Origin of the sequence: Nocardioides sp. Soil805 (assembly GCF_001429625.1) — a bacterium.
GTDB lineage: Bacteria > Actinomycetota > Actinomycetes > Propionibacteriales > Nocardioidaceae > Nocardioides.
Genome location: NZ_LMSU01000001.1, coordinates 1,665,346 through 1,682,602 on the forward strand (window position 1 = coordinate 1,665,346; position 17,257 = coordinate 1,682,602).

The following is a 17,257-nucleotide window of genomic DNA, read 5'->3' on the forward strand; positions in this document are numbered from 1 at the left end:
AGCACCACCCGGGGGCCGGTCCGGGCCGTCGTACCCATCGACCGACCAACCTTCGCCGAGTAGGTTCGCCGTCACCGGCACCCGCACGAGAACGACCGCACGACCTCGACCGCACAGCATCGACCAGACGGAGCTCGCATGTCCGACCAGACCACGTCCGACGCCCTCGCCAACCTCGCGACGGAGGACCGCCGCTTCGAGCCCCCGGCCGACCTGGCGGAGGCGGCCAACGTCACCGAGGAGGCCTACGACCGCGCCTCGTCCGACCGCGAGGCCTTCTGGGCCGAGGCCGCCGAGCGCCTCGACTGGGGCCGGAAGTGGGACCAGGTCCTCGACTGGAGCAACGCCCCCTTCGCGAAGTGGTTCGTCGGCGGCACCCTCAACGCCTCGGTCAACTGCGTCGACCGGCACGTCGAGGCCGGCCACGGCGACCGGGTGGCCATCCACTGGGTCGGCGAGCCCGAGGACGACACCCGCGACCTGACGTACGCCGACCTCAAGGACCAGGTCTCCCGGGCCGCCAACGCGCTCACCGAGCTCGGCGTGAAGAAGGGCGACCGGGTCGCGATCTACATGCCGATGATCCCCGAGGTCGCGATCGCGATGCTGGCCTGCGCCCGCCTCGGCGCCCCGCACACCGTGGTCTTCGGCGGCTTCTCCGCGGACGCGCTGGCCACCCGTGTCGCGGACTGCCAGGCCGAGGTCGTCATCACCTCCGACGGCGGCTACCGCCGTGGCGCCCCGAGCGCCCTCAAGCCGGCCGTCGACGAGGCGGTCGCCAAGGCCGCCGAGAAGGGCCAGGAGGTGCGCTCGGTCCTCGTGGTGCGGCGTACCGGCCAGGACATCGACTGGGACGAGAGCCGCGACGTGTGGTGGCACGACGCGGTCGACGGCGCCTCCCCCGACCACGAGCCGGAGATGCACGACAGCGAGCACCCGCTCTACGTGATGTACACGTCCGGCACGACCGGCAAGCCCAAGGGCATCCTGCACACGACGGGCGGCTACCTCACCGGCACGTCGTACACGCACTGGTCGGTCTTCGACCTCAAGCCCGAGACCGACGTCTACTGGTGCACCGCCGACGTCGGCTGGGTGACCGGACACTCGTACATGGTCTACGGCCCGCTCGCCAACGGCGCGACGCAGGTGATGTACGAGGGCACGCCCGACTCCCCGCACAAGGGCCGCTGGTGGGAGATCATCGAGAAGTACGGCGTGACGATCTTCTACACCGCCCCCACCGCGATCCGGACGTTCATGAAGTGGGGCGACGACATCCCCGCCCAGCACGACCTGTCCTCGATCCGCCTGCTCGGCTCGGTCGGCGAGTCGATCAACCCCGAGGCCTACATCTGGTACCGCAAGCACATCGGGGCCGACAAGACACCGATCGTCGACACCTGGTGGCAGACGGAGACCGGCCAGATCATGATCAGCCCGCTGCCCGGCGTCACGGCCGGCAAGCCCGGCTCGGCGATGCGGGCCCTGCCCGGCATCTCGGTCGACGTCGTCAACGACGAGGCCGAGTCGGTGCCCGACGGCTCCGGCGGCTACCTCGTCGTCAAGGAGCCGTGGCCCGCGATGCTGCGGACCCTGTGGGGCGACGACCAGCGGTTCAAGGACACCTACTGGTCGCGCTGGGAGGGGCTGTACTTCGCCGGCGACGGCGCCAAGAAGGACGACGACGGCGACATCTGGCTGCTCGGTCGCGTCGACGACGTCATGAACGTCTCGGGCCACCGGCTCTCGACCACCGAGATCGAGTCGGCGCTGGTCTCGCACCCCAAGGTCGCGGAGGCGGCGGTCGTGGGTGCGGCCGACGAGATGACCGGCCAGGCGGTGTGCGCGTTCGTCATCCTGCGCGAGTCGGCGCTCGGGGACGACGGCTCGGCTCCCGACGACCTCATCGAGGAGCTGCGCAAGCACGTGCAGAAGGAGATCGGCGCGATCGCCAAGCCGCGCCAGATCATGATCGTCCCCGAGCTGCCCAAGACCCGCTCGGGCAAGATCATGCGCCGGCTGCTCAAGGACGTCGCCGAGCACCGCGAGGTCGGCGACGTGACCACGCTGGCCGACTCGACCGTGATGGACCTGATCAAGGGCCAGGAGGGCTCCGCGTCCGCGGAGGACTGAGCCTCCGGCCGCGCTGCGTAGTTGGGGACGACCTGGTGGGTGATCCCGCCGGTCGACCCACGAGATCGTCCCCAACTACCCCGCCGGGGGCGTCTTGGTCCTGGGTAGTCCGTGACGATCGGACCCTGGATCGGCGGATTCGGGGGTCCCTTCGTCACGGACTACCCCAGCGAGAGGTTCCGGTCAGCCCTCGGCCTCGACCTCGACCTGGGAGTCCTCGGCGTCGGGGCCGCGACCGCGGGTGGTGAGCAGGAGCAGGACCGTGCCCACGACCGCGGCGACGAGCGAGGCCACCAGGATCCCGACCTTGGCCTCACCGGTCAGCAGGTCCGAGCCGGGGAACGACAGCCCGGCGATGAAGATCGAGACGGTGAAGCCGATGCCGGCGACCGCGCCGAGGCCCAGGACCATCGCCCAGGTCGTGTCCTCGGGGAGCCGGCCCAGCCCCAGGCGTACGGCGATGAAGCAGGCCAGCAGGATGCCCACCGGCTTGCCGACGACCAGGCCCACGCCGATGCCGAGCCCGACCGCGGAGGTGAGCGCGTCGCCCAGCGCCCCGCCGCCGAGCGGCACCCCCGCGTTGGCCAGCGCGAAGACCGGCAGCACGACGTACGACGACAACGGGTGCAGCGCCGTCTGGAGCCGCTCGACCACCGGGACCGACTCCCCCAGGAGGAAGCGCAGCCGGCTCAGCTCGTCCGGGTCGAGGTGCCGGTCCGCGAGCGCCCGTTGGGCGTAGCTGCGGGCCACGTCCTCCTTGAGCAGCGCCCGGGCCGGGGTGATGAGGCCGATCGCGACGCCGGCCAGGGTCGCGTGCACGCCAGACTCGAGCAACGCGAACCAGACGAAGAACCCGAGCACGACGTACACCCACAGCGACCACACCCGCAGCATCCGCAGGGCGACCATGACGCCCAGCAGGACGAGCGCGAGTGCGAGCCACTCCAGGTGCAGCTCCTCGGTGTAGAACGCTGCGATCACGATGATGGCGCCGATGTCGTCGACGATCGCCAGGGTCAGCAGGAACAGGCGCGCAGCGGAGGGGATGCGCGTGCCGAGCAGGCCCAGGACGCCCACCGCGAAGGCGATGTCGGTGGCCATCGGGATCCCCCAGCCGTCGGCGCCGTCGCCGCCGCCCGCGATGAGGAGGTAGAGCCCGGCCGGCACCAGCATGCCGCCGATCGCGGCCACGATGGGCAGCGCGGCGGTCTTGGGGTCGCGCAGGTCGCCGCTGACGATCTCGTACTTGATCTCCAGCCCCACCACGAAGAAGAAGATGACCATCAGGGCGTCGTTGACCCAGTGCTGCAACGACTCCTCGATGCGGAAGGCACCGAGGTCGATGCTGATCGTGCTGTGCCAGAACTCGTCGTACGACGACGCCCATGGGCTGTTGGCCCAGATCAGCGCGGCGGCGGCGGCGAGGAGCAGCAGGATCGAGCCGGCGGCCTCGACGCGGAGGAACTCGCGCACGGGTCGGGCGACGAGACGCGCGAGCGGCTTGTTGCTGGCCAGGTAGGAGGGTCCGGTGGCCCAGACCTCGTCCTCGGAGACGTCTCGGGGGCCGTGGGGATCGATCGGCATGGCACGCGGCCTTTCGCAGGGTCGCTGTCAGGACACTCCACACCCGGACGGGCGTGGGCCGACCAGACTTCCCGGCACACCGGTGCCCACCCTAACGGTCCGGGGGTCGCGTCGGTGTCTCGTGTCCCAGGGCCGGTCGGACTCTTGTGTAGGGTCACGACGTCAGACCTGCGTCGTATCTCTGCGAAGGACCACACATGGCCACCACCCCGGTCACTCCCCCGAGCACCACCCCGGCCACTCCCCCGGTCAAGGACTCCGATCCCACGATCGGCGCCCTCGTCATCGACGCCAGCCGCGACATCTCCACGCTGATCTCCAAGGAGATCCAGCTGGCGAAGTCCGAGCTCAAGGTCAGCGTCAAGCACGGCGGCACCGGCATCGGCCTCTTCGCCGGGGCCGGGTTCATCGCCGTGCTGGCGATCATCATGCTGTCGGTGGCCATCGCCTACTTCATCCACATGACCGGGCTCGACCTGGCGTGGTGCTTCCTGATCGTCTTCGGCGTCTACCTGCTCGTCGCGGCGCTGCTGGGCTACATCGGCCTCAAGCAGGTCAAGCAGGTCAAGGCCCCGGAGCGGGCCATCAACCAGGGCCAGCAGATCCCGGCCGCCCTCAAGGGCAAGGCCTGACGTCACGGGGCCTCAGCTCGTGCAGGCCCCGGTGCCCACGGCCTCCTCGGAGGTGACGCCGACGGCGGCCGACTCGGCCACCTGGTCGGCGGTCAGCGCGTAGCCGGTGTCGCGGTCGGTCACGGACGCCGCGAAGACCAGGCCCACCACGTCGCCGCCGGACGACACGATCGGGCCGCCGGAGTTGCCGGCGCGGACCAGCCCGCGCAGCGAGAACACCTCGCGGATGACCGTGCCCTCGCCGTAGATGTCGGGCGAGCGCAGACGCTGCTCGGAGCGGATCCGGCCGGTCTGGACGTCGTACGGGCCGTCCTGGGGGTAGCCCACGATGGCCACGCCGTCCTGGGGGCCGGCGTCCCGGTCGAAGACGAGGTGCGGGAGGCCGCCGTCGTCGAGGGCCAGCACGGCCACGTCGATGCGGGGGTCGTAGTGCACGACGGTGGCCGTGACGCTGGTGCCGTCACCCAGCTCGACCTCCGGCTGGCGCACCCCGGCGACGACGTGCGCGTTGGTCATCAACCGACCGTCGGAGTAGAGGAAGCCGGTGCCCTCGAGGCCGCTGCCGCACGCGTTGGTGCCCCGCACCTTGAGCACGCTGCTCTGCGCGTCGACGACGTCGGGATCGGTGAGCAGGCGCCGCGGACCGGCCTTGACCTCCACGATCCGCTCGGGGGCGAAGGGCTCGAGGTAGCGGGGGAAGAAGGTCGTCCCCACCACGTTGTTGAAGGCCTGGAGCACCCCGGTCGCCTGGCCCGGCAGCAGCGAGTCGACCTTGGCCAGCACGGTGGACTCGCGCACGGTCGGGGTGATGGCCCCGATCCGCGAGCCGGAGACCGCGACGCCGAGGGCCCAGGCGACGATGAGCACGGCCAGCGCGCTCAGCGCGGCCCCGCCGACGGCGTCGACCGCGCGGATCGGCTGCCAGCGGATGCGCGCCCGGATCCGGGCGCCGGCGTACTGGAAGACCGCCTGGCCCAGCGACGCGGCGAGGATGACGATGAACAGCGCGCCCAGCGACACCCACAGCGACGGATCGGCGTCGCCGAGGGCGATGGGGGCGAGCCAGACACCGAGGAGCCCGCCCAGCAGCAGGCCGGCCGTCGCGAACGCGCCCGTGACGAATCCCTGCCAGTAGCCGGAGAGGGCGTAGATGCCCACCAGTGCGACGAGGCACCAGTCGAGGACGTTCACGTGCTCACTCCCCGAGTCTGGTGTGGGGCCTGAGGTCATGGCCCGGTGTGGGATCACCTTGCAGCATGTACGCCGGGAGGTCACGCACCCGCCCCGCGTCCCAGGGCGTCGTCCAGTCCAGGAAGTCGAAGAGCCGGGCGATGATCCCGGCGGTGAAGCCCCACAGGATCACGTCGCGCTCCGCGCCGATGAGGAACCCGGGCCCGAGCCAGCCGCTCGGGTGCCGCACCGTGATGCGGTGCTCCGGGTCGAGGAGCTCGCTGATCGGGACGTGGTGGATCTCGTGCACCTCGTCGGGGCTCGCGATCCCGACCTCGCCCCGCTCCCGCCACCAGCCCAGCACGGGCGTCACGGCGAAGTTGCTCGGCGGGAGCCACAGCTCGGGCAGCTCGCCGAAGACCTCGATCGAGGTGGGGTCGAGGGCGATCTCCTCCTCGGCCTCGCGCAGGGCGGCCTCGATGGCCGTCTCCCCCGGGTCGATGGTGCCACCGGGGAAGGACACCTGTCCGGGGTGCGAGCGCATGTGGTGGGCCCGCTCGGTGAGGAGGATCTCCCCCTCGCCGTCGGCGTCGGTGTCGGCGAAGAGCATCAGCACGGCGCCGCGGCGAGGCGTGCCGTCCGCGGGCGGCGCGAAGCGGGTGAGCTCGTCGACGCTGATCCGGCCGGACGCCTCGACGACGGGCACCAGCCAGGCCGGCAGCCCGTCGGAGGCCCCGCCGGTCCCGCTCACAGGCTCACCCCGAGGTGGTCCTCGGCCAGGGCGACGATCTCGTCCACGGAGTCGACCTCGCCGGCCTTGAGGTGGGTGACGGTGCCGTCCTCGTCGACGACGGCCCAGAAGGGCAGCCCGCGCAGGTTGGGGAAGGCGCCCTGGCCGTTGACGGCCCCCGTCGGGTCGCTCACGAGCGGGTAGGTCACGCCGGAGTCGGCGACGAGCTCGGCGGCCTTGCCGGGCTGCGCGTCCTGGTAGTCGATGCCGAGCACGGCGACCTCGTCGCCGTAGCGCTGGTGGAACTCCTCCAGCAGCGGCATCTCCTCGCGGCACGGCCCGCACCAGCTGGCCCAGAGGTTGACCAGGACCGGGCCACGCAGCTCGGCCAGGTCGACCGGCTCSCCGCCGTCGAAGCCGTCGAGGGTCACGTCGGGCATCGTCGTGGGGCGCTCGGGCGCATCGGAGGAGCAGGAGGCGAGCGCCAGGGAGAGGACGACCGCCACGGCGGCGACGGCGGTGCGGATCACGCGGGCCCCTGCGTCCTGACCAGCTTCTCCGCCTCCGCGGCGTCGATGGGACCGGTGCCGAAGGACGGGCACAGCCGGGCCAGCGGACAGGCGCCGCAGGCGGGCTTCTTGGCGTGGCAGCGCCGGCGACCGTGCCAGATGACGTGGTGGGACAGCATCGTCCAGTCGCGCTTGGGGAAGAGCGCACCGACGGCGTGCTCGACCTTCACCGGGTCGGTCTCGTCGGTCCAGCCGAACCGGCGCACCAGCCGCCCGAAGTGGGTGTCGACGGTGATCCCGGGGACGTCGAAGGCGTTGCCGAGCACGACGTTGGCCGTCTTGCGGCCGACGCCCGGCAGGGTGACGAGGTCGTCGAGGCGACCGGGGACCTGCCCGTCGTACCGCTCGACGAGCGCCTGGCTGAGCTTGAGCAGCGCGTCGGTCTTGGCGCGGAAGAAGCCCAGAGGACCGACGATCTGCTCGAGGTGCTCGCGCGGCGCCGCGGCCATCGCGGTCGCGTCGGGGTAGGCGGCGAAGAGGGTGGGGCGGACGGCGTTGACCCGGCGATCGGTCGTCTGCGCGCTCAGCACGGTGACGACGAGCAGCTCGAAGGGGGTGTCGAAGTCGAGCTCGCAGCGGGCGTCGGGATAGGTCTCCGCGAGCACCCGGTCCACCTTGCGAGCGCGCCGGACCAGGGCCGTGTCGGGCCGGGGAAGGGGGGCGGCGGTCGAGGCGCGGGCTGGCACGCGGACAGCCTACGACCCCCCTCCGACACCGCTCGGGGCGCACGATCGGGGCTCCCCGCGCGATCGCTTCCCCCTTGCAGGTGGCGTCGCTGCCACCTGTGATGCAGACCACGGCTAGGATCAGGCGCAATCATCAGGGCGGCCCTCGGGGCGGCCGTAACCACGGGAGGGACCTTCGTGGACAACGACGTACTTCGTCAGGCACCGCTGTTCAGCGCGCTGGACGACGAGGCGGCGACCGCGCTGCGCGGCTCGATGGCCGAGACCAAGCTCCGCCGCGGCGACGTGCTCTTCCACGAGGGCGACTCGGGCGACAAGCTCTACGTGGTGCTCGACGGCAAGGTGAAGCTCGGCCGCTCGTCCTCCGACGGCCGCGAGAACCTCCTCGCGATCATGGGCCCCGGCCAGATGTTCGGCGAGCTGTCGCTCTTCGACCCGGGCCCGCGCTCGGCGACCGTCACCGCGGTCACCGACGCGACGTTCGCCTCGCTCTCCCACGAGGACCTGCTGCGCTGGCTCGACGGTCGCCCGATCGTGGCCCGCGGCCTGCTCTCGCAGCTCGCCGCCCGCCTGCGCAAGTCCAACGACGTCGTCGCCGACCTCGTGTTCTCCGACGTGCCGGGCCGGGTCGCCAAGGCGCTGCTCGACCTCGCCGACCGCTTCGGCCGCACCGCCGACGACGGGGTGCACGTGCACCACGACCTCACCCAGGAGGAGCTCGCCCAACTGGTCGGCGCCTCCCGCGAGACGGTCAACAAGGCGCTCGCCGACTTCGCCTCGCGCGGCTGGCTGCGGCTCGAGCCGCGCTCGGTCGTGATCATGGACGTCGAGCGCCTCTCGCGCCGGGCGCGGTAGTCACATCGCACCGCTCGTGAGCCTGGCCCCCGAGGAGTTCGCTCCTGCGGGGGTCTTCCTCAACTCGGCCACGCTGGGACTCGCGCCACGGCGCAGCGTGGAGGCCATGCGGGCCTTCGAGGACGCCCGCGCCGCCGGCGAGGTCGACGCGGTCTCGGTCGACGCGTACGTCGAGCGTGGCCGCGCGGCGTTCGCGACGATGATCGGGCGGTCCCCGGACGACGTGGCCACCGGCAGCCAGACCTCGCAGTTCGTCGGGCTCGTCGCCGCCTCGCTCCCCGCCGGCGCGGTCGTGCTCGCCGCCGAGGAGGACTTCACCTCGGTGCTGTTCCCGTTCCTGCGCACGCCCGGGCTCGACGTACGCCTGGTGCCCCTGGACGCGCTGCTGGACGCCGTCAGCGACGAGGTCGACCTGGTCGCCGTCTCCGCGGTGCAGTCCGCCGACGGCCGGGTCCTCGACCTCGACGGCCTCGCCGCGGCCGCCGCCCGCCACGGCGCCCGCACCCTGGTCGACGTCACCCAGGCCGCGGGCTGGCTACCGCTGCACGACCTGGTCGCCGACTACGTCGTGGCCGGCGGCTACAAGTGGCTGCTCGGCCCGCGCGGCACCTGCTTCTTCTCGGTCGGCCCGGCGCTGCGCGACGAGGTCCCGACCCTGGCCGCCGGTTGGTACGCCGGCGGCTCGCGGTGGGACTCCATCTACGGGCCGCCGCTGCGGCTGGCCGAGGACGCGCGCCGCTTCGACCTGTCGCCGGCCTGGGGCTGCTGGGTAGGTCACGCGCCGGCCCTCGACCTGCTCCTCGAGGTCGGCATCGAGCGGATCCACGGCCACGACCTCGCCCTGGCGAATGCGTTCCGCGAGGGCATCGGGCTGCCGCCCGGCGACTCGGCGATCGTGTCGGTGCCCTGCCCGCCCGACGTGCCCGAGCGCCTCGCCGCCGCGGGCATCCGGGCCGCCGTCCGCGCCGGCCGGCTGCGGCTGTCGTTCCACCTCTACAACTCCGACGCCGACGTCGACACGGTGCTGCGCGCCCTCGCCTGAGAGATTTCTTCCCGGCGGTGACCCCCGTGGCCGGGGTCGCGCGCGTCGTACTGCATGAAGGGGGTGGCCATGAGGGGCAGCGGCGAGCGGGACCGCGCGGCGTTCGACGAGTTCGTCGCCGCGCGCAGCGGCGCGCTGCTGCGCACCGCGTGGCTGCTCACCGGCGACCACCACCTCGCGGAGGACCTCGTGCAGCACGCACTCATGCAGGTCGCGCGGCACTGGGAGCGCATCGACACCTCGCCCGAGGCCTACGCCCGCCGCACGATGCACCACCAGCACATCTCGCTGTGGCGCAGGCGCCGCATCACCGAGACGACGTGGGAGGGGTACGACGCCGCGCAGCCGGCCGCCGACCCCGACCTAAGGCTCTCGGTCACCGAGGCCCTCGCCCGGTTGACGGCCAAGCAGCGGGCCGTGCTGGTGCTGCGCTTCTTCGAGGACCTCACCGAGGCGCAGGCCGCCGCCGTGCTCGGGGTGACGGTCGGCACCGTGAAGTCCTCGACCCGGCAGGCGCTCGGTCGGCTGCGCGTGCTGGCCCCGGAGCTGGCCGAGCTCGTGGGGGTGGAGTCGTGAACCCGCTCGAGACCGCCCTCGAGGAGCTGTCGCACGACGCGCCCCGACCCACGCCGCACCCGGAGCTGTGGGACCGCGGGCGGCGGCTGCGACGGCGCGACCGGCTGGTGTCCTCGACGCTCGTGCTGGTCCTGGTGCTGCTCGCCGGTGGGCTCGCCACGCTCGTCACCGCCCGGCCGGCGGTCGTGGCCCCGGCCGGGGAGGTCGTGCCCGACGGGGCGATCCCGAGCCGGATAGTGGATGTGCCCCCGTCGGTCACCGGGGCGGGGTCCCGGGACCTGGCCGTCGGCCGCGCGTCGGTCGCCTTCATCTCCTCGGGCGCGCACACGGTGCTCGTGTCGGCGACCGACGGCTCCTACCACCGCGTCGAGCTCCCGGACCGGACGTGGTCGCGCACCCTGCGGCTCAGCCCCGACGGCACGCACCTCACCTACGTCTTCACGGACCGCCCGGACGGCGCGGCCGACACCGTGGCCGGGGTGGCCGTCGTCGACCTCGCGTCGGGCGACGTCGACCGGGTGACCGCGATCGGCGGGCGTGGCACGAGCGTCGACATCACGAGCATCGGCTGGTCACCCGACAGCCGGTGGCTCGCCTGGTCCGGGTACGACGTCGTCAGCTGGGGCGACGCGGGACCGGTCCGGGACACCTCGGGCACCGTGGGCGTCGTCGATACCGACACCATGGAGCAGTCCACGCTCGGTGACCTGCCCGGAGCCGTGGGCGCCACCGGCGTCTCCGACGACGGCGTGGCCACGGTGGTCTCCCGGGACACCCTGGTCACCTTCCACTCGGCCAGCTCGGGTGGGAAGGCGGAGCCGCTGGAGGGCGACGTGTTCGCCGGGGGCGAGGTGTCGGATCGAGCGGTCACCTCGTCCGACGGCTCCGTCACGGCGGTCGGGCTGACCGTGATGGCGGACGCGGCACCCTTCGTCACCGAGGACCGCGACGTCCTCCAGCGCACGCTCGCCGAGGACCTCTACCCGCGGGGCGGACGCGTGACACCCCTCGGCTGGGCGGCACCGTCACTGGTGCTGGCGATGGTGGAGCCCCGTCCCGGGAGTGGCGCCTACGGCGGCGACGCGGCCTCCCTGGTCCTGATGACGTCGCCCGACAGGCCCGACGTCGAGTGGACCTACCGCTACCTCGTGCGCGACCTCCCGGACATCGCCGAGGTCAGCGTGGCGGTGGACCTGGTCCCCGATCTCGACGGCACGTCGTCGCAGCCGCTGACCCACGACTTCGGCTCGTACGACGTGGGCCTCCCTGCTGGGGTCCGGTGGGGCGGGACAGCCCTCGCTGCCCTCGGCGTACTGCTGGCGGCGTACCTGCTGTGGCGACGCGAGCGACGCCTCGGCTGACCGGCTCCAGGCTGCGCTGGGGAACGAGAAACGCCCCTCAGCGCGGGGTGCGCCCCGCCCAGGCCGCCAGCCGGTCGTGGACCGACGCGTCGTCGGCGACCTCCACGGCCGGACCGAAGACGCCGGCCCGGTTCTCCGGGGTCAGCCCCTGCTCCATCGCCGCCAGCGCACGCTCGGCCACGACGGGGTCCAGGGCGCGGTCCGGGTCGACCGCCTGGGCGAGGTCCCAGGCGTGCACGGCGAGCTCGGCGGTGGTGAAGTCGAGCCCGCCCACCTCCTCCTGCGCCTCCCAGTGCGCGAGCAGGGCCGCGGCGTCCGCGCGGAACTGGGCGGCCCACCGGTCCTGCGGGATGTCGGACGGCGCGTTCCAGTCGACCGACCCGCCCTGCGCCATCGCCAGGAACCGCCCCGGCGACGCGGCCAGGTGGTCCCCGAGCTCGCGCACGCTCCAGTCCGCGCAGGGCGTGGGCCGGTCGAGGTCGCCGGGCTGCACGCCGGCCAGCAGCTCGCCGGCCTGGTCGAGGGCCGTGGACAGGGCGGTGACAGCGTCGGACGTCATGACCGCCACGCTAGGACGGTCCCGGACGGGAGTCGAGGGCCTCAGCCGGCGAGGTAGGCCAGCTGCGCGCGCACCGAGAGCTCGGCCGCGCCCCACAGCACCGGGTCGACGTCGGCGTACACGATCTCGACGACCTGGCGCGGCAGCGTGACGGCATCGGCGACCCCGCCGACCTGCAGCTGGGCGACGGCGTCGCGGACCTGCCCGAGCCGCTCGCGGCGGTGCGCGACGTAGAAGTCGAGCGCACCGAGGGCGTCCTCGATGACCGGCCCGTGTCCGGGCCACACCGTCGTGATCCCCTGCTCCGAGCACAGGGCGCGCAGCCGGTCGAGCGAGTCGAGGTAGGCGCCGAGCTCTCCGTCGGGGTGCGCGACGACGGTGGTGCCGCGCCCCAGCACGGTGTCCCCGGTGAGCACCGCCGACTCCGAGGGCACCACGAAGGACAGCGAGTCGGCGGTGTGGCCCGGGGTGGCGACCACGTGCACCTCCAGGTCGCCCACGGTGACCACGTCCCCGTCGCCGAGGCCCTCGGAGCCGAGCCGGTAGGCCGGGTCGAGGGCGCGTACGCCGCACCCGTGCCGCTCCGCGAAGGACCGGGCCGCCTCGGAGTGGTCGGCGTGGTGGTGGGTGAGCAGCACGCCGACGACGTCGTGACCGGTCGCCGAGACCCGGTCGAGGTGAGCCTCGATCTCCGGGCCGGGGTCGACCACCAGCGAGCGCTCGCCGGAGGAGAGCACCCAGGTGTTGGTGCCGTCGAGGGTCATGATGTCGGCGTTGGGCGCCAGGACGCAGGTGGCCGAGGCGCCGAAGGACCCCCCGCTCCAGCTCACCGCCGGGCCACCAGCGGCCGGTAGCGCTCGGGCATCGACAGCACGAAGTCCTCGCCCGACGACACGACCGCGGGCGTGAACATCTCCACGCTCCGGTGCTCGGCCTCGGCCAGCACCTCCGCGGGCGTCGGGTGCTCCGCCACGTCGAGGCAGGTGAGGTACGTCGGGGGGAGCATCAGGATCTCGCCGGCCTCGACGGCCTCGACGGCCGCGAGCGCCGGCGCCCAGTGCACCGACGAGGACTCGGTCGAGACGTCGCGGGTCACCTGTCCCTCGGGGAGGACCGCGACGAAGAACCACGTCTCGTAGCGCCGGGGCTCGAAGATCGGCGTGAGCCAGCCCGCCCAGGCGCCGAGCAGGTCGGTGCGCAGGACGAGTCCGCGGCGGAGGAGGAAGTCGGTCAGCGACAGCTCCCGCGTCTCCAGGGCGACGCGGTCGGCCTCCCAGTCGTCACCGGTCGTGTCGGACACGACCGAGTCGTCCGACGGGCCGGCGAGCAGCACCCCCGACTCCTCGAACGTCTCGCGGACCGCGGCACACACCAGGGCGCGGGCCAGCGACTCGTCGCACGCCAGGCGCGAGGCCCACTCGGCGGGCGAGGGTCCCGCCCAGGCGACGCTCGCGTCGTGGTCGCGCGGGTCGACCCCGCCGCCGGGAAAGACACACATCCCGCCGGCGAAGGCCATCGACGTCTGCCGGCGCAGGAGGTAGACCTCCGGGCCGGGCGCGGCGTCGGCGCGACCCTCGCGCATCAGCACCACGGTCGCCGCACGCCGCGGCTCGGCGGGGACCGCCTCGCCGGTCTCGAAGGCGCGTGCCTGGTCGACGAGCGCCTGGGGCAGCGGGAGCCGCACCGAGGTCAGGACCTGACCTCGACGACGAGCTCCACCTCGACGGGGACGTCGAGCGGCAGCACGGGTACGCCGACGGCGGAGCGGGCGTGCTTGCCGGCCTCGCCGAAGACCTCTCCGAGCAGCTCGGAGGCACCGTTGGCGACCTTGGGCTGGCCGGTGAAGTCCGGCGTCGAGGCGACGAAGACGACCGCCTTGACGACCCGCACGATGTCGTCGAGCGAGCCGATCTCGGCCTTGATCGCGGCCAGCGCGTTGAGCGCGCACTGCCGGGCGCACTCGTAGCCCTGCTCCTCGGTGACCGCCTCACCGACCTTGCCGACGGCGATCATCTCGCCGTCGCGGGCCGGCAGCTGGCCGGCGGTGAAGACGAGGTTCCCGGTGCGGGCCGTCGGCTGGTAGGCCGCGACCGGCGGGACCACGTCGGGGACGGTGATGCCCAGCTCGGCCAGGCGCGCCTCGGCCCCCATCAGGCGCCCTTGGGACGCTTGAGGAAGGCCACCAGGCCACCCTGGGCGTTGGTGTGGATGGCCACCAGCTCCCAGCCGTCCTGGCCGAAGTTGTTGAGCATCAGGGCCTCGTTGTGGAGCGGGATCGGCGCCACCTGGTATTCCCAGTTCGTCATGCCCGGCACCCTACTCGGGCACGCACTAGCCTCCGGTCATGGAGCGAAACGACGCCGCCGAGGACCGCCGCAAGGACGAGCGGCCCAATCCCTTCGAGAGGTTCGTCGACGCGGCGAACCAGACGGTGAGCCGCGCGCCGTTCTTCGGGGTGATCCTGGTGGCCCTGGTCGCGTGGGCGGTGAGCAAGCCGCTGTGGGCCAGCACGACCAAGTGGGAGCTCGCCCTCCACACCGGATCGTCGATCCTGTCGCTGCTGCTCCTGGTCCTGCTCGAGAACGCGGGCCGCCGCAGCGAGGAGGCGGCACAGGAGAAGCTCAACGTCATCGCCGAGGCGCTGTCCGACCTGATGAGCCACCACGCCCGCGACTCCGACGAGCTGCGCGATTCGGTGGAGAAGCTGCGCGAGGCGGTCGGCCTCGAGGAACGGCACTGAGGAGCAGCACCGGTCCGTGCCGCTCCTGCGAGTGCGCAGGTCAGCGGACGAGCGGCAGCAGCTGATCGCCGACGCGGACGATCTCGTCGCGGTACGGCGTGTCCGACAGGATGAAGTGCGTGACGCCGAGATCCTGGTACCTCCGCAGCGCCTTGGCCACGTCACCCGCGGAGCCGACCAGCCAGGTGGTGCCGGCCCCGCCGCCGCCGTACCGTCCCGGAGCCGTGTAGAGGCACTCGTCCAGCACGTCGCCGCGCTGTGCGAGGTCGAGCAGCCGCTGCTGCCCGACCGCGCCGGAGCGGCGCTGGTCGACCGGGGTGACCCCGACCCCGTCCGCCATCCTCGCGACCTTGGCCTCGGCGTGGGCCCAGGCCTCGTCGGTGGTGTCGCGGACGAGCGTGGTGATCCGCAGCCCGAACTCGAGCGGCGCGTGCTGACGGTCCACCTCCTCGCTGAGCTCGCGCAGGTGCGCGATGCGCTCGGCGACGCCCTCCAGCGGCTCGCCCCAGAACAGCTGCACGTCCGCCTCGGCCGCGGCCACGCGCTGCGCCGCCTCCGACGCTCCCCCGAAGTAGAGCCGCGGGTGGCGCCGGTCGCCCCGCACGACCGGGCGGGTGGCGACGGTCGACCCGGTCACCGCGAAGTGCTCGCCCTCGAAGGTCACGTCCTCCTCGGTCCACAGCCGGCGCACGAGGTGCATGAACTCCCGGGTCCGCGCGTAGCGCTGCGCCTGGTCGCCCTCGGTGTCGCCGTACGCCGCCAGCGAGTCCTGCCCCGAGACGATGTTGACCAGCAGCCGTCCGCCCGACAGCTCGTCGAGCGTGCTCGCGGCGGAGGCGAAGTTGGCCGGTCGCCAGTAGCCGGGGCGGATCGCCACCAGCGGCTGGAAGCTCGTCGTCCGGGCCGCGAGCGCGGTGCCCACGGTGAACGTGTCCGGCCTCCCCCAGCCGGTGCCGAGCAGCGCGCCGCCCCACCCGTGGTCCTCGACCAGCGTTGCCAGCTCGACGAGCCGGTCGAGGCTGTTGTGGCCCTCGCCCGCGTCGTCGCCCCGGTGGCCGGGCTCGACCTGGTTGGGGATGTACCAGAGGAACTCCTGCGTCATGGGTCGCCCTTCGTTCGATATGTCTAGTTCTTCACTAGACTAACCGTACGACGCCGGCCGGATCGTCAGGCAGCAGGCGCCCGCGGGTCCCGCCGGGCCCAGACGTAGTAGACGACCGCCGGCACCACGAGGCCGACGAGCCAGGAGATGTCCGCGCCACCCAGGGCGTCGGTGACCGGGCCGGTGTAGAGCGCCTGGGCGAGGAAGGGCACCTGGACCAGCACGCCGAGGGCGTACGTCGTGAGGGCGACGCCGTTCCACGCGCCGTACCGTCCGCGCGGGTCGTAGAGCGCGGGCAGGTCGACCCGCTCGCGCGAGACCAGGTAGTAGTCGGTGAGGTTGATGGCCGACCACGGCGTGAAGACCATCAGCAGGAGCAGCACGAAGTTCTTGAAGTTGTCGAGGAAGTCCGCGCTCGCCCAGATCGCGATCCCCATCGACGCGGCCAGCATGGCCAGCACGAACGCCGCGCGGGCGTTGCTGCCCATCGTCCGGCGCCCCGTGACGGCCGTGACGATCGTGGCCGCGCACATGAAGCTGCCGTAGGCGTTGAGGCAGGTGACGGTCAGCTTGCCGACGACGATCAGCGCGTAGACCAGCCCGGCGACGAGCGCCGTGGAGGCGAGACCGCCGAGCCAGCCGACCTGGTTGGTCAGGAAGGCGTCGCCCGCGACGGCGGCCACGACGGCGCCGAAGGTCATCGACAGCTGCGAGCCGATCACGCTGCCGGCATAGGTCCAGCGGAAGACCGCGCGCGGCGAGGTCTCGGCCGGCAGGTACCGCGAGTAGTCCGCGACGTACGGGCCGTAGGTGAGCTGCCACCCGGCCGCCAGCGAGACGGCGAGCAGGAAGGTGACGACGTCGAACTGCGGACCGGCCAGGGCCGCGGAGACGTCGTGCCGGCGGACCAGCTCCACGGCGAGGTAGGCGAGGCCCAGGACCCCCAGCACGCTGGCGACGCGACCCACGGCGTGGATCCAGCGGTAGCCCACGATCGCGATGACGGCGACGATCGCAACGAAGCAGACGATCCCCACCCAGGCGGCGTCGACGCCGAGCAGCTCGTTGATGGCCTGGCCCGCCAGCACCGTCCCGGTGGCGGTGAACCCGAGGTACATCACGATCACCAGGACCAGCGGCACGATCGCGCCGTAGACCCCGAACTGCGCCCGGCTGGAGATCATCTGGGGCAGGCCCAGGCGCGGACCCTGGGCGGAGTGCAGCGCCATCACCACCCCACCGAGCAGATTGCCGACCAGCAGCCCGACGATCGCCCAGAGGGCGTCGGCGCCGAAGACCACCGCGAGGGCGCCGTCGACGATGGCGGTGATCTGGAGGTTCGCGCCCATCCAGAGCGTGAACTGGCTGAACGGCGTCCCGTGGCGCTCCTCCGGCGGGATGACGTCGATGGTCCGGCGCTCGACGCGCGAGGACTCCGGTGCCGCGGTCGGTGTGGTGGCGGTGCTCGGGACGGTGCTCATGGGGGGCCTCCTGTCAGGGCGTGCTCCCCATCAC

General features: G+C 72.6%; 19 protein-coding genes. 7 read left to right on the forward strand and 12 right to left on the reverse strand.

Features of this window, described 5'->3' with window-relative positions; genetic code table 11:
- The first annotated feature begins 138 nt into the window (after positions 1–138).
- Entirely contained in the window at positions 139–2,136 is a 1,998-nt protein-coding gene (gene acs / locus ASG94_RS08195) for an acetate--CoA ligase (protein ID WP_056925788.1), read from the forward strand.
- A 183-nt stretch (positions 2,137–2,319) separates the two neighbouring features.
- Here the strand turns inward: acs and nhaA are convergent, their stop codons facing one another.
- Positions 2,320–3,720: a Na+/H+ antiporter NhaA gene (nhaA, locus tag ASG94_RS08200; RefSeq protein WP_056925789.1), complete on the reverse strand. Its 1,401-nt coding sequence runs from the start codon at positions 3,718–3,720 to the stop codon at positions 2,320–2,322.
- Positions 3,721–3,917: 197 nt separating this feature from the next.
- Here nhaA and ASG94_RS08205 point away from each other — a divergent pair, with 197 nt between their 5' ends.
- Positions 3,918–4,352 (forward strand): phage holin family protein, encoded by a 435-nt coding sequence (locus tag ASG94_RS08205; RefSeq protein ID WP_056925790.1) that lies wholly within the window; start codon positions 3,918–3,920, stop codon positions 4,350–4,352.
- Positions 4,353–4,364: 12 nt separating this feature from the next.
- Here the strand turns inward: ASG94_RS08205 and ASG94_RS08210 are convergent, their stop codons facing one another.
- Genes ASG94_RS08210 through nth form a run of 4 tightly spaced genes read right to left on the reverse strand, consistent with a single transcriptional unit; the run spans position 4,365 to position 7,507 of the window.
- Positions 4,365–5,543 (reverse strand): MarP family serine protease, encoded by a 1,179-nt coding sequence (locus tag ASG94_RS08210; protein ID WP_056925791.1) that lies wholly within the window; start codon positions 5,541–5,543, stop codon positions 4,365–4,367.
- A gap of 4 nt (positions 5,544–5,547) precedes the next feature.
- The gene (locus ASG94_RS08215; protein ID WP_056925792.1) at positions 5,548–6,273 is read right to left on the reverse strand and encodes an NUDIX hydrolase; all 726 of its coding nucleotides are present in this window, start codon (positions 6,271–6,273) and stop codon (positions 5,548–5,550) included.
- Complete coding sequence (locus ASG94_RS08220; protein ID WP_056925793.1) at positions 6,270–6,782, reverse strand: TlpA family protein disulfide reductase; 513 nt, start codon at positions 6,780–6,782, stop codon at positions 6,270–6,272. Before ASG94_RS08220 ends, ASG94_RS08215 begins: the two co-directional genes overlap by 4 nt.
- A complete protein-coding gene (nth, locus tag ASG94_RS08225) occupies positions 6,779–7,507 on the reverse strand; it encodes an endonuclease III (RefSeq protein ID WP_056925794.1) in 729 nt (242 codons plus the stop codon). Before nth ends, ASG94_RS08220 begins: the two co-directional genes overlap by 4 nt.
- A 177-nt stretch (positions 7,508–7,684) precedes the next feature.
- Between nth and ASG94_RS08230 the strand changes: the two genes are divergently transcribed.
- The 4 genes from ASG94_RS08230 (at position 7,685) to ASG94_RS08245 (ending at position 11,341) form a co-directional block, all read left to right on the forward strand.
- Positions 7,685–8,362, forward strand: a complete 678-nt coding sequence (locus ASG94_RS08230; RefSeq protein WP_056888191.1) for a Crp/Fnr family transcriptional regulator — start codon at positions 7,685–7,687, stop codon at positions 8,360–8,362.
- 16 nt (positions 8,363–8,378) lie between these two features.
- Positions 8,379–9,404, forward strand: a complete 1,026-nt coding sequence (locus ASG94_RS08235; protein ID WP_235537173.1) for an aminotransferase class V-fold PLP-dependent enzyme — start codon at positions 8,379–8,381, stop codon at positions 9,402–9,404.
- A gap of 69 nt (positions 9,405–9,473) precedes the next feature.
- Positions 9,474–9,980, forward strand: coding sequence for a SigE family RNA polymerase sigma factor (locus tag ASG94_RS08240; RefSeq protein WP_082624096.1), 507 nt, complete (start codon positions 9,474–9,476; stop codon positions 9,978–9,980).
- Positions 9,977–11,341 (forward strand): PD40 domain-containing protein, encoded by a 1,365-nt coding sequence (locus ASG94_RS08245; protein ID WP_056925797.1) that lies wholly within the window; start codon positions 9,977–9,979, stop codon positions 11,339–11,341. The genes ASG94_RS08240 and ASG94_RS08245 overlap by 4 nt, the downstream gene beginning before the upstream one ends.
- A gap of 37 nt (positions 11,342–11,378) precedes the next feature.
- Here ASG94_RS08245 and ASG94_RS08250 read toward each other — a convergent pair whose 3' ends face one another.
- From ASG94_RS08250 to ASG94_RS22150, 5 genes are read right to left on the reverse strand one after another with little or no spacing between them, the layout of a single operon-like run.
- The gene (locus ASG94_RS08250) at positions 11,379–11,900 is read right to left on the reverse strand and encodes a TIGR03086 family metal-binding protein (protein ID WP_056926380.1); all 522 of its coding nucleotides are present in this window, start codon (positions 11,898–11,900) and stop codon (positions 11,379–11,381) included.
- 41 nt (positions 11,901–11,941) lie between these two features.
- Positions 11,942–12,730 (reverse strand): MBL fold metallo-hydrolase, encoded by a 789-nt coding sequence (locus tag ASG94_RS08255; protein ID WP_056925798.1) that lies wholly within the window; start codon positions 12,728–12,730, stop codon positions 11,942–11,944.
- Positions 12,727–13,584, reverse strand: a complete 858-nt coding sequence (locus ASG94_RS08260) for an NUDIX hydrolase (protein WP_056925799.1) — start codon at positions 13,582–13,584, stop codon at positions 12,727–12,729. The genes ASG94_RS08255 and ASG94_RS08260 overlap by 4 nt, the downstream gene beginning before the upstream one ends.
- A gap of 5 nt (positions 13,585–13,589) precedes the next feature.
- The gene (locus ASG94_RS08265) at positions 13,590–14,051 is read right to left on the reverse strand and encodes a RidA family protein (protein ID WP_056925800.1); all 462 of its coding nucleotides are present in this window, start codon (positions 14,049–14,051) and stop codon (positions 13,590–13,592) included.
- Entirely contained in the window at positions 14,051–14,206 is a 156-nt protein-coding gene (locus tag ASG94_RS22150; protein ID WP_200958034.1) for a hypothetical protein, read from the reverse strand. The genes ASG94_RS08265 and ASG94_RS22150 overlap by 1 nt, the downstream gene beginning before the upstream one ends.
- Before the next feature lie 38 nt (positions 14,207–14,244).
- Between ASG94_RS22150 and ASG94_RS08270 the strand changes: the two genes are divergently transcribed.
- Positions 14,245–14,640 (forward strand): low affinity iron permease family protein, encoded by a 396-nt coding sequence (locus ASG94_RS08270; protein ID WP_056925801.1) that lies wholly within the window; start codon positions 14,245–14,247, stop codon positions 14,638–14,640.
- Positions 14,641–14,680: 40 nt separating this feature from the next.
- On the opposite strand, the gene ASG94_RS08275 is transcribed toward ASG94_RS08270, so the two are convergent.
- A complete protein-coding gene (locus ASG94_RS08275; RefSeq protein ID WP_056925802.1) occupies positions 14,681–15,742 on the reverse strand; it encodes an LLM class flavin-dependent oxidoreductase in 1,062 nt (353 codons plus the stop codon).
- A gap of 65 nt (positions 15,743–15,807) precedes the next feature.
- Positions 15,808–17,223 (reverse strand): purine-cytosine permease family protein, encoded by a 1,416-nt coding sequence (locus tag ASG94_RS08280; protein ID WP_056925803.1) that lies wholly within the window; start codon positions 17,221–17,223, stop codon positions 15,808–15,810.
- Positions 17,224–17,257: the final 34 nt, after the last annotated feature.